The sequence below is a fragment of the Salinisphaera sp. C84B14 genome, assembly GCF_040361435.1.
In the GTDB taxonomy this organism is placed as follows: Bacteria; Pseudomonadota; Gammaproteobacteria; order Nevskiales; family Salinisphaeraceae; genus Salinisphaera.
The window spans coordinates 40,897-63,287 of the sequence record NZ_APNL01000011.1 but is presented as its reverse complement, the minus strand read 5'-3'; the positions used below and the strand labels follow the sequence as shown (position 1 = coordinate 63,287).

Here is a 22,391-nt window from a genome sequence, read left to right as displayed (position 1 = left end):
CGAGCGAATGGCATGACCGGCCGGGAGTGGCACGGATGAACACGGCTTTCGTGAACGGCGAGTTCCTGCCGTTGGCCCAGGCGCGCGTATCGGTGCTTGATCGCGGCTTTCTGTTCGCCGACAGCGTCTATGAAGTGGTGCCCTTCTATGCCGGCCGGGGCTTTCGACTGGATGAGCACCTGGATCGTCTGGCACGCAGCCTGGGGCTGTCGCGTATCCGCGACCCTTACGATCGCCCGCGGTGGCACGAGATCATCGCAGGCTTGATCGACGCCAATGGCGGCGGCGACCTTTCTCTGTATATCCAGGTGACCCGCGGCGCGCCGGCAAGGCGCGATCATCGTATTCCCGACGATATCGAGCCCACGGTGGTGGCCTTCTGCCAGAGTCGCGCGCCCGTGGACCCGGCCGTACTGGCGCACGGGATCGCCGCGGTCACGCATGACGATACGCGCTGGCGCTACTGCACGATCAAATCGACTTCGCTGCTGGCCAACGTGCTGGCCGCCGACCAGGCCCGGGCACAGGGCGCCAGCGAAGCACTCGTGGTGCGCGACGGCTGTATCCAGGAAGGGACATCCTCAAACGTATTCGCGGTAATCGACGATCGCCTGGTCACGCCAGCCCTGCGCGATACCATTCTGCCCGGCATCACACGGGCGGCGGTGCTCGAACTCGCCGCGCGCGAGCAGGTCGAGCACGCCGAAGTCGAAACCCTTCTGCGAGAGGATCTGCAGCGCGCCAGCGAGATATGGATCACCTCGTCGGTGCGCGAGATTTTCCCGGTAACCGAGCTCGATGGCGCGTGCGTGGGCAACGGCAAACCGGGACCGCTCTGGACGCGCATGCACGCCGCGCTGCAAGCTATGCCCCATGACTGAGCAAGAAACCCTACTCGAATTCCCCTGCGAGTTTCCGATCAAGGCCTTTGGCAAGCATGCCGGCGATTTCGAAGAACATATCTATACGCTGATCAAGCAGCACGCCCCCGAACTCGAGCGCAGCGCGGTCAGCGCGCGCGACAGCCGCGGCGGCAAGTATCTGGCGGTGACGGCCAACATCACGGCCCGCAGCCAGGCTCAGCTGGATGCGATCTACGGCGATCTGAGCAATGACAGCGCCGTGCTGATGGCGCTCTAGCATGACCGCCCCGTTAATAGAGGTCACCCGTTTCGGCTGGGCACCCCAGCCCTATGAGCCGGTATGGCGGGCGATGCAGGATTTCGCCGAAACGCGCGATGACCAGAGCCACGACGCACTGTGGCTGCTCAATCACGCCCCGGTGTTCACCCAGGGCAAGAACGGCCGCGCCGAGCACGTGCTCGCGCCCGGCGATATCCCCGTGGTGCCGATCGATCGCGGCGGCCAGGTCACCTATCACGGGCCGGGCCAGATCATGGCCTACGTCATGGTGGATCTGCGCCGGCTGGGTATCGGCATTCGCAGCCTGGTCACCGCGCTCGAACAGGCCATGGTCGCCACGCTGGCCGGCTACGATATCGATGCATTCGCCAAACCCGACGCACCCGGGGTCTATGTGGGCGAAGCCAAGATCGGCTCTATCGGGCTGCGCGTTCGCCAGGGCACGAGCTATCACGGGCTTGCACTGAACGTGGACATGGATCTCGAGCCCTTCTCGCGAATCGATCCCTGCGGCTATCACGGCCTGGCCATGACCCAGGTTTCCGCGCTGGGTGGCCCGGCGTCGCTCGACGTGGTGGCAGACGATCTGAGTACGCAGCTCTGCCGCACTTTAAATGTTCGTGCCGCGGAACATCTCGGTGCCTTGCCGATCTGATAGGCTGCGCGCAAGTTAAGTGTGTAATGCTCAATGAATCCAGAAACCTCCATGGCTGACGATCGGGACGGCGTACCCGACAACCTGGTCGAAGTGCGCGGCGTGCACTTCACCATTGGCCGGCGTGTGATCTACGAATCCGTGGATCTGGATATTGCGCGCGGTCGTATCACCGCGATCATGGGCCCCAGCGGCACCGGCAAGACGACCCTGCTGCGCCTGATCAGCGGCCAATGGCGCCCCGCCGCCGGCAAGGTCTATTTCGACGGCCGGCACGTGGCGAAGCTGTCGCAGAACGAGCTCTTCGATCAGCGCAAACGCATGGGCATGCTGTTTCAATCCGGCGCGCTGCTCACCGATCTATCGGTATTCGATAACGTGGCCTTCCCGCTGCGCGAACACACCAAGCTGCCCGAGCGGCTGATTCGCGATATCGTGCTCATGAAGCTCGAGGCGGTCGGCCTGCGCGGCGCACGCGCGCTCTACCCGGCCCAGCTGTCCGGCGGCATGGCACGGCGTGTGGCGCTGGCGCGCGCGATTGCCCTGGATCCGGAAATGATCATGTACGACGAGCCCTTCGCCGGACAGGATCCGATTTCGATGGGCGTACTGCTGCGCCTGATCCGCCGGCTCAACGACGTGCTCGGCCTGACCGCCATCGTGGTCAGCCATGACGTGAAGGAAACGCTGGGCATCGCCGACTATGTGTACGTGATCTCCGACGGCACGGTCATCGACCACGGCACGCCGCAGCAAATTCGCGACTCCAGTTCCAAATGGGTCCAGCAGTTCATCCACGCCGAAGCAGATGGCCCGGTGCCCTTCCATTATCAGGCCAGCGAGCCCTACGCCAACGACCTGCTCGAGGCCAAACGCTGATGAGTGCGCTGCAACGCGGTTTCAACACCACCACGTCGTGGATCGCCGACCTGGGCCGCGGCGCCCTGTTTCTGCTGCGTATTCTCATGAGCCTGCCGTCGCTGCTGCTCAAGCCGCGCCTGCTGGTCGAGCAGATCTATTCGGTGGGCGTGCTGTCGCTGGTGATCGTGGTGGTGGCCGGTATCTTCGTAGGCATGGTGCTGGCCCTGTCGGGTTACCGTCTGCTGGTGGGCTTCGGCGCCACCGAGGCGCTGGGCACGTCGGTCGCGCTGGTTGTGGTACGCGAACTCGGCCCGGTGGTCACGGGCTTGCTGTTCGCCGGGCGTGCCGGCAGCGCGCTCGCCGCGGAAATCGGCCTGATGAAGGCCACCGACCAGCTATCCGGCATGGAAATGATGGCGGTGGATCCCGTCAAACGTATCGTCGCGCCGCGCTTTCTGGCCGGCGTGATCGCCCTGCCGCTGCTGACCTCGATATTCTGCGTGATGGCCATCGGCGCGGGCGGCGGCTATTTCGTGGGCGTGGACATGCTCGGCGTGGACGCCGGCTCGTACTGGTCGGGTATCCAGAGCAACGTCGACTTCGGCGAAGACATCGTCAACATCTTTCTGAAAAGCGGCGTGTTCGGTGCGATCATCACCTGGGTCGCCGTTTATCAGGGCTATCATGCGCCGCCGACATCCGAGGGCGTGTCGCGCGCGACCACCAATACGGTCGTCATCGCATCCCTGGCGATCCTCGGCGCCAATCTCATGCTGACTGCCGTGCTTTTCGGCAGTAATTAGGGTTCGTCTATGCAGTCTCGTGCAGTAGAGCTTCTGGTCGGTTTCTTCGTCTGCCTCGGTATCGCGGCGATCTTTATCCTCACCATGCGGGTGAGCAACCTGGCGGATACCAGCGATGTGGACGGCGGGTATACCGTGGTGGCCGCATTCGACAATATCGGCGGGCTCAAGGTTGGCGCGCCGGTCAATCTGGCCGGCGTCCGTGTGGGCCGTGTCGCCGATATCAGCCTCAACCAGAACACCTATCGCGCCGAAGCGCGCCTGCGTATCGGCAGCCAGTACAAGCTGCCCAAGGACTCGGACGCTTCAGTACTGACCTCCGGGCTGCTGGGCGAGCAGTACGTGGGTATCGGCCCCGGTGGCTCGCTGGACAACATGCAGGACGGCGACGAATTCATCATCACCCAGGGTGCGGTGGTGCTGGAAAACCTCATCGGCCAGTTCATGACCAGCATGGGCTCGGACGACAGCAGTTCCGGCAACGGCGGTGGTTCGAGCGGCGGTGGCAGCGGCAACAACGCCCTACCCGCCCCCTAGTTCGTGGGCGGGCGATCTCGCTCGCGCACAATCAATTCAGATTCGATTCATCGCTGTCGGCGATACTCGATGCCATTCGAACACTCCTGTCGAACAACCCTGCGAGGATTCGCGATGTTACGCATTAAGCGCTCTCTGATTACTGCTTTCGCCGTGGCGCTGCTCGTGCCGGCGCTGGCCCTGGCAGCCCCCACACCGCCCGACCAGCTCGCTCGCGAAACGGTACAGTCGGTGCTTTCCAAGATGGAAGGCCGGCGCGACGAACTGCGCAAGAATCCGCAGGAACTCTACCAGCTCATCGATCGTGAACTGGTACCCCTGGTCGACCTGCCGTATATGTCGCAGCTGGTGCTCGGCCGTGCCTGGCGCACCGCGACCCCCGAGCAGCGCGACCGCTTCCAGACGGCCTTCAAGAACATGCTCATCCGGACCTACGGCAACGGTCTGCTCAGCTTCGACGACAGCCAGGAAATCGAATACCAGCCCGTGCGTGCTGCCGAAGGCGCCGATGACGTCACCTTCCGCGCGATCGTGACCACCGACGACGGCCAGAAGACGCCGGTGACCTTCCAGCTGCACGTGGTCGATGGCGAATGGAAGATCTACGACGGCAGCGTCGGCAATCTGTCGTTCGTGACCAACTACCGCGGGCAGTTCAATTCGCAGATTCGCAACGGCGGCCTCGAACAGCTCATCGAGCGCATGGAATCGCGCTACAACACCGGCAGCTAGTCGCAGACGGCGCGCTCGACATGACCGATCAGGATACGCACACCGACCACGTCCAGCTCTCGGGTGAGCTGGACGCGGAAACCGTACCTCGCCGTCTGCGCGAATCGGAAAACTGGTTCGTGCACGGGGAAGAAACGGTGATCGACCTGTCCGGCGTCGAGCGCGTCGATAGCGCCGGCGTGGCGCTGCTGCTCGAATGGGTACGCGATGCCCATGCCAACCACGCGTCGCTGAGCTTCATCAACGCCCCGGCACAGATGCGCGCCATCATCGATTTCTGTGCGCTCAACGACGTGATTCGCCTGAGAAGCCCGGCCAAGCCGTAGCGCCTGTCAGCGGATCGAGTCACTGCAAGAAAGGGTCGCCTAGCGCGGCCCTTTCTTTTGCTCGGGACCGGCGCCGCGCCCGGCCCGTAGCAGGCGCCGGCTTAGCAAATGCGCGACTCCTATCGAATGATCGTCCCGATTGGCGCGCATTTGCTTTGAGTTGCCGGCCCGCTCGCGATTTTCCGAGCCATTGGACACGACGCCACACGAACCAACGAAACACGGTTTCACTTTCGTTGCGATCGGCATGGCCGCGTGCAAGACTCCGCAGCACAACGACTAAAATCCGCCGGCGCAGAACAGCCGGCTCTGCACGAGGAGCTTTCATGTCCAGCTACGCCCCCACCGAGGCCATGGCCGAATTCGGCACCCTGCCCGGCCGTGTTCATGAGCACGCGCTCAGCCGACCCGACGCCGTTGCGCTGATCGACGCCGAGCGCAGCACGACCTTCGGTGCGCTGGACAGCGTGGTAAACCGCGCCGTCGCCGCGCTTCAGCGTGACGGCTTCGCACCGGGCGACGTCCTCGCCCTTTGCGCCGCCAACTCCATCGATTATGTGGTGGCCATGCTCGCCGCGCTGCGGGCCGGCGGCTCGTTCGCACCGCTGGCGCCTTCGAGCACGGCTGAAGCCCTGGGGCTGATGCTCGACAACAGCGGCGCCACGTTCGCCTTCGTCGACGATTACGGCCGCAATGCCTGTGATGCGCTCGGGGCGCGCCCTGCCATTCGCACGATCAGCATCAACGGCGACACACGCTATAAAGGCATCGACGACTGGCTTGCCGACGATGGCGTGCTGCCGACCCCGGTCGAGCCGGATCCAGATACGATCTTCAATATCATCTATTCCTCGGGCACCACCGGCGCGCCCAAGGGCATCGTGCATACCAACCGCCTGCGCTGGCCGCAGATCGCCGGCGGCGTGGTCAAGCTCTACGACGAAACCTCGGTCACGCTGGTATCCACGCCGCTGTATTCGAACACCACGCTGGTGAGCTTCATGCCGGCGCTGGCGGCGGGCGGCACGCTGGTATTGATGCCGAAATTCGATGCCGCACGCTTTCTCGCGCTCGCCGAACAACACCGCGTCACCCATGCCATGCTCGTGCCCGTGCAGTATCGGCGCCTGCTCGATCATCCCGATTTCGATCGCACCGATCTGTCCAGCTTCCAGGTCAAGTGCTGCACCAGCTCGCCGTTCGGCGCCGACGTAAAAGCCGAAGTGCTCGAGCGCTGGCCGGGCGGGCTGCTGGAATTCTATGGCATGACCGAAGGCGGGGGCAGCTGCATGCTCGTTGCCCACGAGCATCCGGACAAGCTGCATACCGTCGGCCAGCCCATGCCGGGCCACGAGCTGCGCATCATCGACGAAGACGGCGTCGAGATCGATCGCACCCGCGTGGGCGAAATCGTCGGTCATTCGGGCTTCATCATGCGCGGCTATCACGGCGACGCCGAGCGCACGCGGGCAACCGAATGGTACGAGCCCGACACCGGCGCCCGCTTCATCCGCACCGGCGATATCGGCTACTTCGACGAGGACGGTTTTCTCAACATCGTCGGCCGCGCCAAGGAAACCATCATCTCCGGCGGCTTCAATATCTTTCCCAGCGATATCGAGGCGGTGCTGCGCGAGCACGAAGCGCTGGCCGATGTGGCCGTGTTCGGTGTGGCCAGCGAGCAATGGGGCGAAACCCCCGTGGCTTTCGTCACCCTCGCTCCAGGTGCGGATATCGATGCCGAGGCGATTCAGGCCTGGGCCAACGAACGCCTGGGCAAGTTCCAGCGCCTGAACGATACGCGCGTGGTGGACGCCGTACCGCGCAACGCCATTGGCAAGGTGTCGCGCAAGGATCTGCGACGGATTTACGCTGAAAGCTAGTCGTCGGCGACCAGGCGTTTGCCCAGCGGGATGGCATCGTCTGCCACATAGCCCAGGCGTCGATAGAAAGCGAGCGCCTCGGTGTTGTCGCCCCGGATCATCAGATTGATCTTGGGGCAGCCGCGCTCGTGCAGCAGGTGCTCGGCGTGCGCCATGAGCGCACGCCCGATGCCTTCGCGCTGGCATGCGGGTGCGACCGCCAGATAGTTGACCCAGCCGCGATGGCCTTCATAGCCGATCATGATGCTGGCAACGAGTTCGCCGGCCCGCTCGGCCACCCGTAGCAGTTCCGGATCGACCGCCAGTTTGCGCTCGATATCGCGATACGGGTCGTTCCAGGGGCGGGTTAGGCCACAGGCCTGCCACAAGGCCACCAGCTGCTCTAGGTCATCGGGCGCGAACGCCCGCAGCGTAAAACCCGCCACCCTGAAAGCCGCGACCGCTAGCCGACGAAACGCCGCGCGTTGCCGAACAACCGTGCCCAGGGGCTGAGTTCGCCCCAGCCCTTCGGCGCCCAGGACAGGTTCACGCTGCGGGTGACACGTTCGGGATGCGGCATGGTGATGAACACCCGGCCATCGGCATTGCACAGCCCGGTCACGCCCTGGGGCGATCCGTTCGGGTTGGCCGGATAGGTGCTCGCCGGCGCGCCGCGACCGTCGACATAGCGCATGCCGACCTGGGCGTTGGCGGCGAGCATGTCCAGATCGTTGGCATCCGCGAATTCGGCCCGGCCTTCGCCATGAGCCACCGCGATCGGCACACGGGTGCCGGCCATGCCCTCGAGCAGGACCGCCTTGGACTCGACGATTTCCACGCCGCTGGTGCGCCCTTCGAACTGGCGCGACGCATTGGCCACGAAACGCGGCCAGTGTTCGGTGCCCGGAATGATCTCGGCCAACGCCGCCAGCATCTGGCAGCCGTTGCATACGCCCAGCGTGAACGTCTCGTCGCGTTCGAAGAAGTCGGCAAAAGCCGCGCGTGCGCCGGCGTTGAACAGAATCGATTTGGCCCAGCCCTGGCCGGCACCGAGCACGTCGCCGTAGGAGAAGCCGCCACAGGCTGCCAGCCCCTGCATGTCCGACAGATCACGACCGGCCGCGATCTCGCTCATATGCACGTCGACCGCTTCGAAACCGGCGCGCGAGAACGCCCAGGCCATTTCGTTATGGCCGTTGACGCCCTGCTCGCGCAGAATCGCCACCCGCGGGCGTGTGGTATTCACGAACGGCGCGGCCAGGTCTTCGCTGAGATCGAACGACGGCGCCGCCGGCAGGCCGGGATCTTCGTCGTCGAGCAGCGCCTCAAACGCCTGATCGGCGCTCGCCGGGTCGTCGCGCAGCGCGGCCATGGCATGGCTGGTCGCGGCCCAGGTCCGTTCCAGCGCGGCGCGCGTGTTCGTATAGATCGTTTGCCCTGCGTGACGCACCACCAGGCCAGGCTCGGCCGTGACCGTGCCGATCGCATGCGCGGTCAGGCCCGCGGCGCGCAGTTCGCCGACCACCACCGACGCATCGTCCGCGCCGACCTGCAGCACGGCGCCCAGTTCTTCGTTGAACAACGCGGCCAGCGCATCGTCGCCGAGGTCGTCGAGCGCGATATCCGCGCCTACCCGGCCGGCGAATATCATTTCGGCCACGCAGGCCAGCAGGCCGCCATCGCTGCGGTCGTGATAGGCCTTGATCCGGTTCTCTCCGGCCAGGCGCTGGACGACGCCGAAGAACTGGCGCAGCTGTTTGGGCTGATCCAGATCCGGTGCGACGTTACCGAGCGCCCCGAATGCCTGGGCGAAAGCCGAACCGCCGAGGCGGTTCTTGCCGTTGCCCAGATCGGCGAGCACGAGCGCGGTCTTGTTTTCACTCGGCGCGATGAGCTGAGGCGTGAGCGTGGCACGGGCCGCGCTCACCGGCGCGAAGGCAGACACGATCAACGACAGCGGCGCGCTCATGCGGCGTTCGTTGCCGTCGTCGTCGCGCCAGACGCTGCGCATGGACAAGGAATCCTTGCCCACAGGAATCGCAAGACCCAGTTCGCTGCACAGCTGTTCGCCCACCGCCTGTACGGTGTCGTAGAGCCGTGCATCCTCGCCCGGTTCGCCGCAGGCCGCCATCCAGTTGGCGGACAAACGGATATCGGTGAGCTTGTCGATACGGGCGGCCGCGATATTGGTCACGGCTTCCGCCACCGCCATCCGGCCGGAGGCCGGCGCATCGATCAGGGCCAGCGGCGTGCGCTCGCCCATGGCCATCGCTTCGCCGGTGTCGCCCGTATAAGCGGTCGTGGTCACGGCCACGTCGGCCACCGGCACCTGCCAGGGCCCGACCATCTGATCGCGTGCGGTCATGCCGCCCACGCTGCGATCGCCGATGGTGATCAGAAACGATTTGCTGGCCACGCTGGGCACGCGCAGCACGCGTTCGACAGCCTCGGCCACGTCGATCTCGCTGTGATCCCAGGCGTCCAGCTCGAGGCGCTGGTGTTCGACGTCGCGCTGCATCTGCGGGGTACGCCCGAGCAATACGCCCATGGGCATATCGACCGGATAACGTGCGTCCTCGTTGTCGGCTTCGCCGTCTTCGACGGTGAGCCGCGACTCGGCCGTGGCCGTGCCGACCACGGCATAGGGGCAACGCTCGCGTGCGCACAGCGCTTCGAAGGCGTCGAGCTGGTCGGCCGCGATCGCGAGCACATAGCGCTCCTGCGATTCGTTGCACCAGATTTCCATCGGCGACAGGCTCACGTCGGCCGCGTCCACGTCGCGCAGGCGAATACGCCCGCCGCGGTCGTCGGCATCGATGATTTCGGGCAGCGCGTTCGACAGCCCGCCTGCGCCCACGTCATGGATCGAAGCAATCGGATTGTGGGCGCCGAGCGCAATACAGCCTTCCACGACTTCCTGGCAGCGGCGCTCCATTTCCGGGTTGGCGCGCTGTACCGAGGCGAAATCCAGCTCGGCCGACGAGGTGCCGCTGGCCATCGACGAGGCCGCGCCGCCACCCAGGCCGATCAGCATGGCCGGCCCGCCGAGCACGATCAGCGCGGCATCGACCGGCACCACGTGTTTTTCGACGTCGTCGGGGCGGACGTTGCCCATGCCGCCGGCGATCATGATCGGCTTGTGATAGCCGCGGATGCCGGTGGCCTCGGACTGGTACTGGAAACTGCGGAAATAGCCGCCGAGCGCCGGCCGCCCGAATTCATTGTTGTAGCGGGCCGCGCCGATCGGCGCATCGCGCATGATCTCCAGCGGCGTGGCGATGGTCGCCGGGCGGGCATCGTCGATTTCCCAGGGCTGGATATCGCCCGGCAGGCGCAGATCGGAGACCGAAAAACCCGTCAGCCCGGCCTTGGGCTTGCCGCCACGCCCGGTCGCGGCTTCGTCGCGAATCTCGCCGCCGGCACCGGTGGCCGCACCCGGATTGGGCGCAATCGCGGTCGGGTGGTTATGCGTTTCCACCTTCATGAGCAGATGCACGGGTTCTTCGTGCAGGCGATAGACCCGATCCGCGCCGACCAGCTGGCGGGTCGCGTGATGGCCCTCGATCACCGATGCGTTATCGCGATAGGCCGAAAGCACGCCCTCTGGCGCGGCCCGATGCGAATCGCGGATCATGTCGAACAGCGACTTGGCACGGGTCTCGCCGTCGATCGTGAACGCGGCATTGAAGATCTTGTGCCGGCAGTGCTCGGAGTTGATCTGGCCGAACATCATCAGCTCGACATCGGTCGGGTCGCGATCGAGCGCGCGATACTGCTCGGCGAGGTATTCGATTTCCTCGTCGGCCAGGGCCAGACCCCAGTCGCGATTGGCGGCCTGAAGCGCCGCCATGCCCTGCTCGGCCAATGGCACCCGGCGCAGACCGCGCCGAGCCAGCGTATCGAACAGCCGCGGCAGGCGTTCGGCGTTGGGCAGCAGCGACTGCGTCATCGGGTCGTGCAGCACACCACTCTGGGCGAGTGCTTCGAAATCCGGCGTGCTGCCGAACGAGAACACCACGCCACGTTCGAGGCGCGCCAGCGCATCAAGGCCGCTGTTATGGGCGATGTCCTCGGCCTTGGTCGACCACGGCGATACCGTGCCCAGCCGCGGAATCGCGATCACGCCTTCGGGCATGTCGTCACTGGCATCGACGCCCAGCAGCGCATGCAGGCGCGCGCGATCGTCGTCGCTCGGCGTATGGTTGAACGCCGCAACGAACACTTCGCGGGCCACCAGGCTGGCCACGTCGATGCCGGCGCCAGACAGGCCGCCGCGCAGGCGTTCGAGTTCGAATTCTGCCAGCGCCGGCTTACCGACGATGACGTGTACGGCGGCGATCGCGTGTTCGCCTACCGATTGACCAGACTGCGCCACGACAGACCCTCGCTTTGATTGGCCACATGCACCCAGTCGGCCGTGGTCGACAGCGCTTGGGCAAGCGCGGCCTGGGCCAGTTCCGGGCGATTGTTGGATTCACTGATATGCGCCACGACCAGCTGCTGCAGGCCGGTGGCATCGATTTGCGTCAGCAGCTCGGCAGCCTGCTGGTTGCTCAGGTGGCCGAGCTTGCCGGCCACCCGTCGTTTGAGCGACGCCGGATACGGGCCGGTGGCCAGCATGTCCGGGTCGTGATTGCATTCGAGCACGAGCGCATCGCAGGCATCGACCATTTCGCGCACGTGCGGCGTGGCATAGCCACTGTCCGAGAGAATGCCAAGGCGCTTGTCGCCGTTGCCCACGATCAGCTGCGCGGGCTCGCGCGCGTCATGGGGCACCGGATAGGGAAAAAGCTCCAGATCGCCGATCGCGAACGGCTCGTGCGGGGAATACAGCTCGGTGGCAGCAAGCGCGTCGCTGGCCTTGGCTGCCTGGGTGCCGGGCGTGAGCCACACGGGAATTTCGTGACGGCGCGAAAAACGCGATACGCCGCGCCAGTGATCGTCGTGTTCGTGGGTGATGACCAGGGCATCGATATCCGACGGCATGAGTTCCAGGCGCGCGAGCCGGCGCTCCATCTCGCGGGCGGAGAACCCGCAGTCGATGAGCAGCCGTGTCTGGCCGTATTCCACCACCAGCGCGTTGCCCTTGCTGCCGCTGCCCAGCAGCGCGAACCGCATGTCCGAGTGAACCCGGTTCATGCGCGCTTGCTGCAACGCTGCACTAGCGGCCGCCCTGGCCGCCGCCGGACCCGGGGTTGCCGCCACCTGGCCCCTGGCGCGTATACACCGGAAACGGACGCACCTTGCTGTCGCCGTTGGCGGGCGTGACCTTGGCCGTACCGCGCCGGGTGACTTCGTCGATACGGATCACCGAATGCATGGGAATATAGGAGCGCTCGACGTCGGCAAACTCATCGGCGAGCTTTTCCTCGGCCGGGTCGATCACCAGCGAAGAGCGCTCGCCGAAGACGAGCTTTTCGATTTCGACGAACCCGAACAGCGCGCCCTGGGAGACAGAGCGCGCGAATACTTCGTAGACTTCACCCTGGTTGAAGAACGCCACGCGGTAGAGACGCTGCTTGGAGTCTGCTGACGACATGGCAGGGCCGATCCAGGGGGTCAAAAGATGGCGGAGAGGGTGGGATTCGAACCCACGTGGGGCGGTTAGCCCCCAACCGATTTCGAGTCGGTGCCGTTATGACCGCTTCGGTACCTCTCCTGAAACTCGTTCAGCCTGCCGGCGCTTTTGCGGGGTACGCTGGCCGCAGGCTTATTGCGAAGTCGCGTATGTTAAATGATTAAGACGGCTTTCCCAAGACTTGCGTGCAAGATAGCCTGAACACATGACCCGGTTCTTGCCACAACGCCCGCCACTGCGCTTTTTTCGGTCCGCGATGCGATGAGCGGATTGCGCGAACTGCTGCGCATTCTGCAGCTGACCACCATCGCCGCGCTCACGCTGGCGCTGTCGACGTGTATCGAACGCCCCGGCCTGCTCGAACAGATCGACACCCTCGGCACGCTGCGCGTGGCCACGGTCAATTCCGCGACCACCTACTATCTCGACGCCGACGGCCCCACCGGCTTCGAATACGATCTGATTCGCGAATTCGCCCAGTCGCTGGGGCTGCGCTTCGATATGGTGGTGATGCCCGATCAGCAGGCCGTGATCGATGCTGTCGCCTCCGGCCATGCGCATATCGGCGTGGGTGTGGCGGTCAGCGAGCCGCGCCGCCAGCGCGTGCGCTTCACCCCGCCCTACGACGACTCCGCGCTCGAGGCCGTCTACCGGGTGTACAAGCACAAGCCGAAAACCCTGGCCGATCTATCCGGCGACCTGGTGCTGCCGGCACATACGGCATTCGCCGACTGGCTGCGCAGCAACCGTCCGGAGATCGTATTCCGCGTCGATGATCAGGCCAACACCGAAGAGCTGATGGACCGCGTGGCCGCGGGCGATCTTGTGGCCACGGTAGCCAGCGCGGATATCGTCGACATGAACCAGCGCTACTACCCGAACCTGCGCGTGGCATTCACCCTCGACGACGTGCGCCAGCACACCGCCTGGGCCGTGGCCGGCCGCGGCGACATGAACGGCGACGATACCCTCTATAACGAAGCGATCGCCTTTCTCGAACAGGCCAAGGAAAACGGCCGGCTGCATATCCTGCGCGACCGCTACTTCGGCCATGTAAAAAGGCTCGGCTTCGTGGGCGGCCACGAGTTCGCCCGCCAGGTGGATAACCGGCTGCATCTTTGGGAAAACTATTTCAAGCGCGCCGGCAACGAATACGGCCTCGACTGGCGCCTGCTGGCCGCGATCGGCTATCAGGAGTCGCACTGGGACAAGAACGCGGTCAGCCCCACCACCGTGCGCGGCATCATGATGCTCACACAGGCCGCCGCGTCCGACATGGACGTAACCAACCGCCGCGATCCGGCCCAGAGCATCGACGGCGGAGCCCGCTACTTCGTGCGCATGCTCGAACGCATGCCGGATGAAATACAGCAGCCCGATCGCACCTGGTTCGCGCTGGCCGCCTACAACATCGGCTATGGCCACGTCATGGACGCGCGCCGCCTGCTCGAGGATCGCGGGCGCGACCCCAATCTATGGGTCAACCTGCGCGATGCCCTGCCCTGGCTCACCCAGGAACGCTATATCTCGGATACCCGCTACGGCTATGCCCGAGGCCACGAAGCCGCGACCTATGTCGGCAATATTCGCGCCTACTTCGACATCCTGTCGTGGATGACCAACAACCGCACCACCCAGGAACCGCCCGCCCTCGACGAGGGCCAGTCGCCCACCGCGCCCGAAAGCGAAAACGGCACCGAAAACAAGACGACGATATCGATCGATTCCCCTGCGTTCTAGGCCTGTTAACGCCAATCAAATCGTCGTGCCGCGCTCATTTTTACAAGACAAGACGCCGTGCGCGGCTCGGCCCTGGAATAACTTCGGCCGGCGCCACGCGCCTTGTCTGGCACGATTTTGAGTCGCGACCCGCAGCCGACCGACCGTACCAACATCAGAACACGACAAAAACGGTCGGGCCACGGTGTTAGCAACCCGACCGGACGCTGCGACGCCGAGCCGCGTCGCCGCTAGAAATCCACCTCGTAGCCGAGCTTGAAGGTCCGCCCACGGCCCTTGAAATAGTACTCGTCGCTGATACGCGCGGCCTGCGAGTAGTAGGTGAAGTAGTCCTTGTCGAACAGGTTGTCGATACCCAGGCTCATCCGGCCCACCGGCAGGGCGTGGCCAATGGACGCGTTGACGAGCGTAAAGCCGTCGAAATCGAGCTGCTCGTTCTCCACGTCGCGATCGAAATAATGCACGGCCTGAATATGTGACGAAAAATCCGGATTCCAGTTTGCGCTCCAGCCGGCAGTGAGCGTGTCGGGCGCGATATTGATACCGGTCAGATCGGTATCGACACGGCCATCGCCGTCGGTATCGGATTCGCCTTCGGCTTGGGCATATGAGAGATCGAAGCGATGCCGGTCGCCGACATGGGCCCGACCGGTAATTTCGAAACCGTGAATCTCGGTTTTTTCCCGGCTGCCCACGAACGACCCATTGCGTTCGGTCAGACGCTCGCCGAGATCGGAGTTGGATTCGTAGTAGCTCAGTTCCAGGCCGTAGCGCTCCCAGTCCAGGCGCGTGCCGATTTCCCGCGTATCGGTGACGATCGGCGTGAGCTCTATCAGTTCGTCCACGTCCAGGCCGGCCTTGTTGATACCGCGCAGCGCACGGCCGACGTCGGGCATGCCGAAGCCTTCGGAGTAGCTCGCATAGAGCTGGCCCCAGGACGTGGCCTGATAGACCAGGCCGGCGTTGTACAGCGTTTCGGAATAGCGCGGCGTGCCGCCGCCCACCTCCACAGCGTCGTTGACGATGTTGCTGCGGTCGATGGTCGCATAGTCGTCGACATCGAGCCGTGCCCGTTCTTCGCGAACACCACCGGTCAGGGTCAGCGATTCGAACGGGTGCAGATCGGTCTGCAAGAAACCGGCGTAGCTACGAAAACGCGTTTCCGGCACATAGGTGCGCCCGGTCTGGGCGAGTACCTGCTGGGTCTCGTCCTGCAACAGATCGAAGCCGGTGGCCACATCGACGAAGCCGTCGAACATGCCTTGGCGGTTGAGCGAGAACTGGGCGCCGTACTTGTCGGATTCGTTGCGGGTCTGATCGAAGGCCTCTTCGCCATTGACCTGGTAGGGGAAGAACGTCGTGGTCCCGAACTGGGCACGAAACCGCTGGGTATAGATCTGCGCGTCTACCGAATTGCCATGCCAGTCGGCATGCTCGTAGGACACCCGCGCCGTGGTCACGCGGTTATAGCCCGGATCGCCGAGCGGGTCGCCCTTGCGGGCAGTCGTCGGCACGCCGTTGGCGCGGCCGCCCTCGGTGACCACGGGCACGTAATCGCCGTCGCTTTCCAGGTCGAAATGGTTCAAGGAAAACTGGACCTGCTGGTCGTCGTCGATCCAGTAGCCTGCCTTGGCCAGAATGTCGTAGCTGTCGGAATCCTGGATCTCGCCCGGATAGGCAACGCCGATATTCTCGCCATTGCCATCGTAAAAAGCACCGCGCTCCTGCCAGCTCGCGGCGGCCAGATAATCCCAGTCGCCCTTGGCGCCGCTGATGCGGTAGTCGGCCTTGTAGCCGAGCCCGTCGCCGCGGAAGTCGTCGTCGCTGGTCAGACTCAGGCCGGCATGCTGGTTGACCTCGCCGCCCTCGGGCCGACGGGTGATGAAATTGATGATGCCGCCCGTCGCGCCCAGACCACGTTCGGCGCTGGCACCGTAGATGACCTCGATACGCTCGACCATGCTCATGTCGATCGTATAGCTGTCACGCGAGCTGTCGCGTAGCGGGTTGGATTGCGGCACACCGTCGATTAGAAACTGTGGGTCGCGGCCGCGCAGTGTCTCGCCCGCATTGGACAGCTTCTGCCGGCTCGGCGAGTACGACGGGATCAGATTGGACAGGACCTGACCCGGGTCGTTGGTTGTGGCCAACTGCTGTTCGATCTGCTGTCGATCAATGACCGTTATGCGACGCGGCGACTTGTCTTTCTCGGTTTTGTTACGCGTCGCGCTGATCGTAATCGGGCCCAGTTCCGTTTCGCTCACCGGCTTGAGCGAGTCCTGCGCATACGCGCTAATGGGCATCGCGCTATACGAAATAACCATGGCGCTTGCCACAGCCGTACGTTTGACACGGCGCCGCCGCGCATCCTGGCCCCAGGTAATCGACAAGGCTATCCCCTTTACAAGTAGCAATTGGCAAAAATCGGCCGCGAATATAAATGATATTGATTCTTATTTGCATAACCCGTTGTGCGCAACTCTTCGTCATGCCTGTTGCAGGCCGTTGCTCTCGCCCGGTCGCACTGGCACCGACACCGGTCTCGAACAGGCTCGAATATCGCGCACGCCATAGGAGCTTTCCGTTGAGGATCACAATGATTCTCATTACAGTGCGACGCTCGCTGTGCGCCTTGTAGCGTTCAATCCCCTCGTCGCTCATGCCTTGAGACATCGCTCTTGCCGATTTCCAGAACGTCGTTAACACCCTGATGGCCGGCATGGATCGTTCTCTGGCGGGTGTTTCAGTCAGCCGCGCGGTGTTTCGCTCGCGACGGCGGCTGTTGCTCGGGCTGGCGGGCGCTACGCTCTGGCCGCTGATCGGGAGAAGCGCCGAATCGCTGCGCGTCGTCACGCTTTTTCAAGGCGCGACCGACACCGCGGTCGCGCTCGGCGTGGCGCCGGTGGGCGTGGTCGAATCCTGGCAGGACAAACCGATCTACCCCTACTTGCGTACGGCGCTGGCGAACGCCCAGGTGGTTGGTCTCGAAACGCAGCCGAGCCTGGAACATATCGTGTTGCTCGAGCCGGACGTCATCGTTGCCTCGCGTTTTCGGCATGCGCGTATCGAGCCGCTGCTCGCACGGATTGCACCGGTCGTGATGCTCGACGACATTTATCGGTTCCGACAGACGCTGTCGGTCATGGCAGAGGCGCTCGGGCGCGAACAACAGCGACGGGAGCTCATCACACAACTGAATCACCGTATCCAGGATCTGCGCGCCCGCTTACATACGCGTTTCGACCGGCGCTGGCCGCTGACGGTGTCGCTGCTCGATATCCGGGCCAACGAGGTCCGCAGCTATCTGGCGTCCAGCTTCGGCGGTTCGGTGCTTGAAGCACTCGGCTTTCGCTGGAACGAAACCAGCCGCAGCGCAAACGGCGTATCGCTGAAGTTGAGCGGCGTGGAAAGCCTGCCCGCGGTCGATGCCGACGTGTTCTTCGTGATCCTGCATAGTCGCAGCCGCGCGGTCTCTGCGCACTATCGACGCTTGCAGGCCCATCCGCTCTGGCAACGCATGGCCGCCCCGAGACACGAGCAGGTCTGGGAAGTCGATGCCGTGGCCTGGGTGCTTTCCGGCGGCATCCTCGGGGTCATGCACATGCTCGACGATATCGAGCACTGGCTCGATCGTGAGAGCGCACGCGCATGAACACACCGCAGCGACTGTTCGCACTCGTTGTCGTACTGATCGGCTGCGCGGTGGTAAGCCTCATGGCCGGTGTCCACTGGATGAGTCCGGCCGATATCGGCCATGCCTTCTGGATGCCCTCGGCGACGAACGTCGACGACCTGGTCATCCGCACCACCCGCTTGTCGCGTACGGTACTGGCGATTGTGGTGGGCGCCAGCCTGGCGGTGGCCGGCGGTATTCTGCAAACGCTGACACTCAACCCGCTCGCGTCGCCGGGTATTCTCGGCATCAATGCCGGCGCGCTGTTGGCCGTGGTGCTCATCGCCACCATCGATAGCGTGGCTGCGCACCTGAGCCCCTATATCGGAGCCTTTGTCGGTGCGGCGGTTGCCGCGGCCGTCGTATGGCGACTGGCAAGCTATCGACAGACTGCCGCGCCACTGCACCTGATCCTTGCGGGCGCCGCGCTCGCGGCCTTGTTCGGCGCCATAAGTCAGGCACTACTGGTGATTGACCAGCACGGGCTGGATACCGTGCTGTTCTGGCTCGCCGGCTCGGTCGCCGGACGCAGCCTGGATACGGTATGGCCGTTGATAGCCGTGGCGATCATCGGCCTGCTGGTGGGTATACCGCTGCTGCGCGATTTGAATCTGCTTGCCACCGGCAATACGGTTGCCGCGGCGGCCGGCCTTCGCCTTCGGCGTCTGCAAATGCTGGCCATGGGCGTAATCGTGTTGCTTGCCGGCGCATCGGTCGCCATGGCCGGCAATGTCGTGTTCATCGGCCTCGTCGTGCCGCATATCGCCCGCCGACTGTTGGGCGCCGATCATCGTATCTGGCTGCCGGGCGCAGCACTGATAGGGATGATTCTTACGCTGATGGCCGATGTTGCGGCCCGCCTGCTGATGGCCCCGAGCGAAGTGCCGATCGGGGTGATGACGGCGCTGATCGGCGCCCCGGTTTTCATCGCCCTCGTACGTCGGCAAGGACGTGGCCATGCCTGAGTCGCGCACGCTGCGCCTGGGTCGCTGGTCGCGCCAGTTCGACCTGTATTCCTGGCGTAATGCGCTTGGCGCGGTGCTGGCTTGCGGCCTTGCCGGTGGGTGCGCGTTGTTGCTCGGCGCGGTGCCGCTATCGCCGTTGGCGCTGCTGCAGGCCTTCGTCCAACCCGACGGTCACGCCGGGGTGATCGTTGTGCAGCTGCGCGGTCTGCGCGTGTTACTGGCGCTGCTCTGCGGCGCGTCGCTGGCGGTCTCCGGCTGGTTGTTCCAGCAGGTGATGCGCAACGCCCTTGCCTCGCCCGACACGCTTGGGGTCACGGCCGGTGCCAGCGCGGCAGCGATCGCCTATCTGTCGTATCTGGCCGCGGACTGGGGCATGGCCGGCCTGCCGATCGCCGCGATCACAGGGGCGCTCACCGTCATCGCCGTGGTTTATCGGCTGGCCTGGCATGCGGGCACGACGCCACTTCGGCTCATCCTGATGGGTATCGGCATGGCCGCTCTTTGCGGGGCGGCTACCACCTTCATTTTGGTCTCCAGCCCGTTGACGACCACGCTATCGGCCTACGTCTGGCTGACCGGCAGCGTCTATGGCGCAAACTGGGTCGAAGTCCGCCAGCTGGCGCTGTGCTGTGCCGGACTGGCGCTGGCGCTCGTACCCCTGCTCAGGCATGCCCTGCTCGCGCCGCTCGACGACGCCCTCGCCGCCGGTCTGGGGGTTCGCGTTCAGCGCATGCGCGTGCTGCTGACGCTGCTGGCCTCGCTGCTGGCAGGCGTGGCAATTGCCTGGGGCGGCGCGATGGCGTTCGTGGGACTGATCGCGCCCCATATGGCACGCCGGATTACGCCTGCGCCCGGCGCCGCACAGCTGATCACCAGTGCCGCGCTGGGTGCGACCCTCGTTATGCTCTCGGATCTGCTCGGGCGCACGCTGTTCGCGCCCCTGGATCTGCCGGCCGGCATATTCGTGGCCGCAATCGGTACCCCCTTCTTTCTCACCCTGCTTCTGCGACAGGCGCGGCAGCTATGACGCAGCTTTCGGCAACGCATATCACGGCCGGCTATCAGCGCGAAGCGATCCTGCGCGAACTGACGTTGACGCTGCCGGAAGGACAACTGTCGGTTCTGATCGGCAGCAATGGCTGCGGCAAGAGCACGCTGTTGAAAACGCTTGCCCGGCTGCTCGCCCCCTGGAGCGGGGAGGTTCTGCTTGATGGCGCAGACATCCACCATCAGCCCACGCAAGCCGTCGCCCGTACGTTGTCGCTGCTCCCGCAACAGCCGGTCGCACCCGAAGGCTTAAGCGTCCGTCAACTGGTCGCGCTCGGCCGCCATCCGCATCAGAGCTGGCTTTCCCAGTGGTCAGAGCGCGACGAGGCCTGTGTGGACGACGCACTGGCGCGCACCGACCTGCTGACGCTGGCGGATCGCCCCGTGGATTCGTTGTCCGGTGGCCAGCGCCAGCGCGCCTGGATTGCCATGGCCGTGGCCCAGGATACGCCGCTCATGCTGCTCGATGAGCCGACGTCCTTTCTCGATCTCACCCACCAGCTGGAGGTGCTGGATCTGCTCAAGGCGCTCAATCGCGATGCCGGCAAGACGATCGTTCTGGTTCTGCACGATCTCAATCTGGCCTGCCGCTATGCTGATCACATGGTGGCACTCAAGCATGGGCGTATTCATGCCCAGGGTACGCCCGATGACGTGGTTACCGAGGTCAATGTACGCGAGGTTTTCGAACTCGACTGCCGTGTCATTGCCGACCCGTTCTTCGGCGTGCCGTTGTGTATTCCTTTCGGCCGCGCCCCGTCTTCATGATGCCGGCGACCAAATGATGCCGGCGACCAATAGTTTCAGCGCGGCTGACTGGCAATATCTGACCGGGTCGCTGCAGCTTGTGGATGCCGCACGCCTCGATCGGCCGACATTGAGCGTGGCTGATTTCACCGACGCGGCGCGCTGTCGCCAGCTGCTCGACGAACTCGGCCCGGTCATCGGCGCGCCGTCGCGGCGTGTCACTGCCTCGCTGCTATCCAAACGGCTGGCTTTCCTGATCACGGGCGCGAGCCTCTATGCCCTGTCCGCCTGTAATCGCAGCCTGGACATATCGGCCGACAACTGCCGTATCGACCCCAGCCACGACGGCACGCGCTGGACATCCTGCCTGCCTTTGCATCGTCTCGATGCGCAGGCCTTGCCGTCCAATCAGCGCGATCGCGCCCGGAGCGTGCTTGTCGGCCAGGTATTTGCCGGCCTCATCGCGCCGCTGTGGTCGGTATTGCACCAGGTCAGCGGCGTGCCCATGCGCATGCTCTGGGAAAACACGGCAGTACGTGTCTATTCCTTATATGAACGCCGTATGGTCGACTTCACCGAACCGGCGGCGATCGCGCGCCGCGATGCGGACTGGGGTTTTCTCATCGACGCCCCGCCGGCCCTGTTCGGCGGGTCCGTCAATCCACTGGCGCGTTTCCTGTATGCGCCCACCCGCCGGGCCGATGGCGAGACCGTGCGCTTTCGGCGTACCTGCTGTCTGTACTTCAAGGCCACGCAGCCGCCGGTTTATTGCCGCACCTGTCCGCTGCTCACGGTCGCCGAGAAAAAAGGCCCTGAACGGATCACAGCGAAACAGCGCTGAGTTTTCGTCGCTGCCTGCACGATACGGCGTTCCACGCCTCGTGCAGGCAAAAAAAAAGGCGCGCGACCGAAGCCGCGCGCCCTTGCGATTCGACTAACCGTTACCTGATCAGGCCGTGAAGCGGTTATGCAGGCCGCATTCGCGGTTGCCCAGCACCTTGGTCGGATCGTAGTAGTTGGTCTCGTTGGGCAGGCCATGCTTCTCGCGATAGGCCGCCATGTCGTCGGCGGTCCACTCGAGCACCGGCGCGACCTTGACCACGCCGCCCGGCTTGTCCTGGGAGACGATATCCATGTTCTTGCGGAACTCGGTCTGGTCGCGACGCACGGCGGTCAGCCACACATCCGGCGCCATCGCCTGCATGGCACGGCCGAAGGGCTCCAGCTTGACCTGGCGGGTGAACTCTTCGTGCTGCGGATCGTCGACGTCCGGAATGCCCATCAGCGCATCACGACGTGCGGCCGAAGACAGCGGGTTGAACACGTGCACGTTCAGCTTGAGGTCTTCGATGAGCTTCTCGGCGAACAGATAGGTCTTGCGCGTGGCGTAGCCGGAGTCGATCCAGACCACGTCCATGTCGGGCTGAACCTGGGTTGCCAGATGCAGGATCACCGCCTCTTCCGGGCCGAAGTTGGTGGTCACGATGGTCTTGCCACCGAGGCCGACCGCCCATTCAACGATTTCCTTCGGATGCTTGCCGGCGAGTTCGGCATTGGCGTTGGCGACATCGACTTGCATGCTGCTACCTCGTTTGAATTGCTTCATGCGCGACGCCGACGAGCGAACCCTCGCATCGCGCTACCTTGAATGACGCCTATGATAAGCGCGAATACGTTATTTTAAAGACGCACTCTTAGACTGATCCGGAATAACGATATTTT

21 protein-coding genes, 1 tRNA gene and 1 pseudogene are annotated in these 22,391 nt (G+C 64.3%); 15 read left to right on the top strand and 8 right to left on the bottom strand.

The features are described from left to right. Positions 1-35 precede the first annotated feature (35 nt). The 9 genes and pseudogenes from C84B14_RS11055 to C84B14_RS11015 all read left to right on the top strand — a co-directional run bounded on the left by C84B14_RS11055 (position 36) and on the right by C84B14_RS11015 (position 6,940). Positions 36-881, top strand: coding sequence for a D-amino acid aminotransferase (locus C84B14_RS11055; RefSeq protein WP_353224084.1), 846 nt, complete (start codon positions 36-38; stop codon positions 879-881). Next, a complete protein-coding gene (locus C84B14_RS11050; RefSeq protein WP_348765636.1) occupies positions 874-1,140 on the top strand; it encodes a YbeD family protein in 267 nt (88 codons plus the stop codon). Before C84B14_RS11055 ends, C84B14_RS11050 begins: the two co-directional genes overlap by 8 nt. A 1-nt stretch (position 1,141) precedes the next feature. Beyond that, complete coding sequence (gene lipB, locus C84B14_RS11045) at positions 1,142-1,798, top strand: lipoyl(octanoyl) transferase LipB (RefSeq protein WP_353224082.1); 657 nt, start codon at positions 1,142-1,144, stop codon at positions 1,796-1,798. A 51-nt stretch (positions 1,799-1,849) separates the two neighbouring features. Beyond that, complete coding sequence (locus tag C84B14_RS11040; protein ID WP_353224080.1) at positions 1,850-2,677, top strand: ABC transporter ATP-binding protein; 828 nt, start codon at positions 1,850-1,852, stop codon at positions 2,675-2,677. Beyond that, positions 2,677-3,462 (top strand): lipid asymmetry maintenance ABC transporter permease subunit MlaE, encoded by a 786-nt coding sequence (gene mlaE, locus C84B14_RS11035; RefSeq protein ID WP_348765639.1) that lies wholly within the window; start codon positions 2,677-2,679, stop codon positions 3,460-3,462. Before C84B14_RS11040 ends, mlaE begins: the two co-directional genes overlap by 1 nt. 9 nt (positions 3,463-3,471) lie before the next feature. Further along, positions 3,472-3,927, top strand: a pseudogene (mlaD, locus tag C84B14_RS11030) (outer membrane lipid asymmetry maintenance protein MlaD); the annotation flags it as partial. Positions 3,928-4,113: 186 nt separating this feature from the next. After that, on the top strand, positions 4,114-4,731 hold the full coding sequence (locus C84B14_RS11025; protein WP_353224078.1) for an MlaC/ttg2D family ABC transporter substrate-binding protein: 618 nt from the start codon (positions 4,114-4,116) through the stop codon (positions 4,729-4,731). 20 nt (positions 4,732-4,751) lie between these two features. Further along, positions 4,752-5,057, top strand: a complete 306-nt coding sequence (locus C84B14_RS11020) for an STAS domain-containing protein (RefSeq protein ID WP_348765641.1) — start codon at positions 4,752-4,754, stop codon at positions 5,055-5,057. Positions 5,058-5,383: 326 nt separating this feature from the next. Further along, the gene (locus tag C84B14_RS11015) at positions 5,384-6,940 is read left to right on the top strand and encodes a class I adenylate-forming enzyme family protein (RefSeq protein ID WP_353224076.1); all 1,557 of its coding nucleotides are present in this window, start codon (positions 5,384-5,386) and stop codon (positions 6,938-6,940) included. Here C84B14_RS11015 and C84B14_RS11010 read toward each other — a convergent pair. From C84B14_RS11010 to C84B14_RS10990, 5 genes are all read right to left on the bottom strand, one after another. Further along, positions 6,937-7,350, bottom strand: a complete 414-nt coding sequence (locus tag C84B14_RS11010; protein WP_353224178.1) for a GNAT family acetyltransferase — start codon at positions 7,348-7,350, stop codon at positions 6,937-6,939. The two genes, C84B14_RS11015 and C84B14_RS11010, sit on opposite strands and share 4 nt — an antisense overlap. A 32-nt stretch (positions 7,351-7,382) precedes the next feature. Next, complete coding sequence (purL, locus tag C84B14_RS11005; protein ID WP_353224074.1) at positions 7,383-11,294, bottom strand: phosphoribosylformylglycinamidine synthase; 3,912 nt, start codon at positions 11,292-11,294, stop codon at positions 7,383-7,385. Then, positions 11,270-12,058: an MBL fold metallo-hydrolase gene (locus tag C84B14_RS11000; RefSeq protein ID WP_353224072.1), complete on the bottom strand. Its 789-nt coding sequence runs from the start codon at positions 12,056-12,058 to the stop codon at positions 11,270-11,272. Before C84B14_RS11000 ends, purL begins: the two co-directional genes overlap by 25 nt. A gap of 22 nt (positions 12,059-12,080) precedes the next feature. Then, positions 12,081-12,458 (bottom strand): DUF1820 family protein, encoded by a 378-nt coding sequence (locus tag C84B14_RS10995; RefSeq protein WP_348766758.1) that lies wholly within the window; start codon positions 12,456-12,458, stop codon positions 12,081-12,083. 28 nt (positions 12,459-12,486) lie between these two features. Then, a tRNA-Ser gene (locus C84B14_RS10990) sits at positions 12,487-12,578 on the bottom strand. 180 nt (positions 12,579-12,758) lie between these two features. On the opposite strand from C84B14_RS10990, the gene mltF reads away from it, so the two are divergent. Next, entirely contained in the window at positions 12,759-14,237 is a 1,479-nt protein-coding gene (gene mltF, locus C84B14_RS10985) for a membrane-bound lytic murein transglycosylase MltF (protein ID WP_353224070.1), read from the top strand. A gap of 230 nt (positions 14,238-14,467) precedes the next feature. Here mltF and C84B14_RS10980 read toward each other — a convergent pair whose 3' ends face one another. Continuing rightward, a complete protein-coding gene (locus C84B14_RS10980) occupies positions 14,468-16,540 on the bottom strand; it encodes a TonB-dependent receptor (RefSeq protein WP_353224068.1) in 2,073 nt (690 codons plus the stop codon). 4 nt (positions 16,541-16,544) lie between these two features. Further along, a complete protein-coding gene (locus tag C84B14_RS10975) occupies positions 16,545-16,958 on the bottom strand; it encodes a hypothetical protein (RefSeq protein ID WP_353224066.1) in 414 nt (137 codons plus the stop codon). Between C84B14_RS10975 and C84B14_RS10970 the strand changes: the two genes are divergently transcribed. Genes C84B14_RS10970 through C84B14_RS10950 form a run of 5 tightly spaced genes read left to right on the top strand, consistent with a single transcriptional unit; the run spans position 16,957 to position 21,510 of the window. Further along, the gene (locus C84B14_RS10970; RefSeq protein WP_353224064.1) at positions 16,957-17,889 is read left to right on the top strand and encodes an ABC transporter substrate-binding protein; all 933 of its coding nucleotides are present in this window, start codon (positions 16,957-16,959) and stop codon (positions 17,887-17,889) included. The genes C84B14_RS10975 and C84B14_RS10970 overlap by 2 nt on opposite strands. Beyond that, positions 17,886-18,875, top strand: coding sequence for a FecCD family ABC transporter permease (locus C84B14_RS10965; RefSeq protein WP_353224062.1), 990 nt, complete (start codon positions 17,886-17,888; stop codon positions 18,873-18,875). Before C84B14_RS10970 ends, C84B14_RS10965 begins: the two co-directional genes overlap by 4 nt. Next, on the top strand, positions 18,868-19,902 hold the full coding sequence (locus C84B14_RS10960; protein WP_353224060.1) for a FecCD family ABC transporter permease: 1,035 nt from the start codon (positions 18,868-18,870) through the stop codon (positions 19,900-19,902). Before C84B14_RS10965 ends, C84B14_RS10960 begins: the two co-directional genes overlap by 8 nt. Next, positions 19,899-20,690: an ABC transporter ATP-binding protein gene (locus C84B14_RS10955; RefSeq protein ID WP_353224058.1), complete on the top strand. Its 792-nt coding sequence runs from the start codon at positions 19,899-19,901 to the stop codon at positions 20,688-20,690. The genes C84B14_RS10960 and C84B14_RS10955 overlap by 4 nt, the downstream gene beginning before the upstream one ends. A 16-nt stretch (positions 20,691-20,706) precedes the next feature. Beyond that, positions 20,707-21,510, top strand: a complete 804-nt coding sequence (locus C84B14_RS10950; RefSeq protein ID WP_353224056.1) for a (2Fe-2S)-binding protein — start codon at positions 20,707-20,709, stop codon at positions 21,508-21,510. 108 nt (positions 21,511-21,618) lie between these two features. Here the strand turns inward: C84B14_RS10950 and C84B14_RS10945 are convergent, their stop codons facing one another. Continuing rightward, on the bottom strand, positions 21,619-22,248 hold the full coding sequence (locus C84B14_RS10945; RefSeq protein WP_348766749.1) for a phosphoadenosine phosphosulfate reductase domain-containing protein: 630 nt from the start codon (positions 22,246-22,248) through the stop codon (positions 21,619-21,621). Positions 22,249-22,391: the final 143 nt, after the last annotated feature.

Bases quoted from the DNA above. Each gene is read 5' to 3' on its own strand.
- C84B14_RS11055 (WP_353224084.1), top strand. From the start codon at position 36: ATGAACACGGCTTTCGTGAACGGCGAGTTCCTGCCGTTGGCCCAGGCG.
- C84B14_RS11050 (WP_348765636.1), top strand. From the start codon at position 874: ATGACTGAGCAAGAAACCCTACTCGAATTCCCCTGCGAGTTTCCGATC.
- lipB (WP_353224082.1), top strand. From the start codon at position 1,142: ATGACCGCCCCGTTAATAGAGGTCACCCGTTTCGGCTGGGCACCCCAG.
- C84B14_RS11040 (WP_353224080.1), top strand. From the start codon at position 1,850: ATGGCTGACGATCGGGACGGCGTACCCGACAACCTGGTCGAAGTGCGC.
- mlaE (WP_348765639.1), top strand. From the start codon at position 2,677: ATGAGTGCGCTGCAACGCGGTTTCAACACCACCACGTCGTGGATCGCC.
- C84B14_RS11025 (WP_353224078.1), top strand. From the start codon at position 4,114: ATGTTACGCATTAAGCGCTCTCTGATTACTGCTTTCGCCGTGGCGCTG.
- C84B14_RS11020 (WP_348765641.1), top strand. From the start codon at position 4,752: ATGACCGATCAGGATACGCACACCGACCACGTCCAGCTCTCGGGTGAG.
- C84B14_RS11015 (WP_353224076.1), top strand. From the start codon at position 5,384: ATGTCCAGCTACGCCCCCACCGAGGCCATGGCCGAATTCGGCACCCTG.
- C84B14_RS11000 (WP_353224072.1), bottom strand. From the start codon at position 12,058: ATGAACCGGGTTCACTCGGACATGCGGTTCGCGCTGCTGGGCAGCGGC.
- C84B14_RS10995 (WP_348766758.1), bottom strand. From the start codon at position 12,458: ATGTCGTCAGCAGACTCCAAGCAGCGTCTCTACCGCGTGGCGTTCTTC.
- mltF (WP_353224070.1), top strand. From the start codon at position 12,759: ATGAGCGGATTGCGCGAACTGCTGCGCATTCTGCAGCTGACCACCATC.
- C84B14_RS10980 (WP_353224068.1), bottom strand. From the start codon at position 16,540: ATGCCCATTAGCGCGTATGCGCAGGACTCGCTCAAGCCGGTGAGCGAA.
- C84B14_RS10970 (WP_353224064.1), top strand. From the start codon at position 16,957: ATGGATCGTTCTCTGGCGGGTGTTTCAGTCAGCCGCGCGGTGTTTCGC.
- C84B14_RS10975 (WP_353224066.1), bottom strand. From the start codon at position 16,958: ATGCCGGCCATCAGGGTGTTAACGACGTTCTGGAAATCGGCAAGAGCG.
- C84B14_RS10965 (WP_353224062.1), top strand. From the start codon at position 17,886: ATGAACACACCGCAGCGACTGTTCGCACTCGTTGTCGTACTGATCGGC.
- C84B14_RS10960 (WP_353224060.1), top strand. From the start codon at position 18,868: ATGCCTGAGTCGCGCACGCTGCGCCTGGGTCGCTGGTCGCGCCAGTTC.
- C84B14_RS10955 (WP_353224058.1), top strand. From the start codon at position 19,899: ATGACGCAGCTTTCGGCAACGCATATCACGGCCGGCTATCAGCGCGAA.
- C84B14_RS10950 (WP_353224056.1), top strand. From the start codon at position 20,707: ATGCCGGCGACCAATAGTTTCAGCGCGGCTGACTGGCAATATCTGACC.
- C84B14_RS10945 (WP_348766749.1), bottom strand. From the start codon at position 22,248: ATGCAAGTCGATGTCGCCAACGCCAATGCCGAACTCGCCGGCAAGCAT.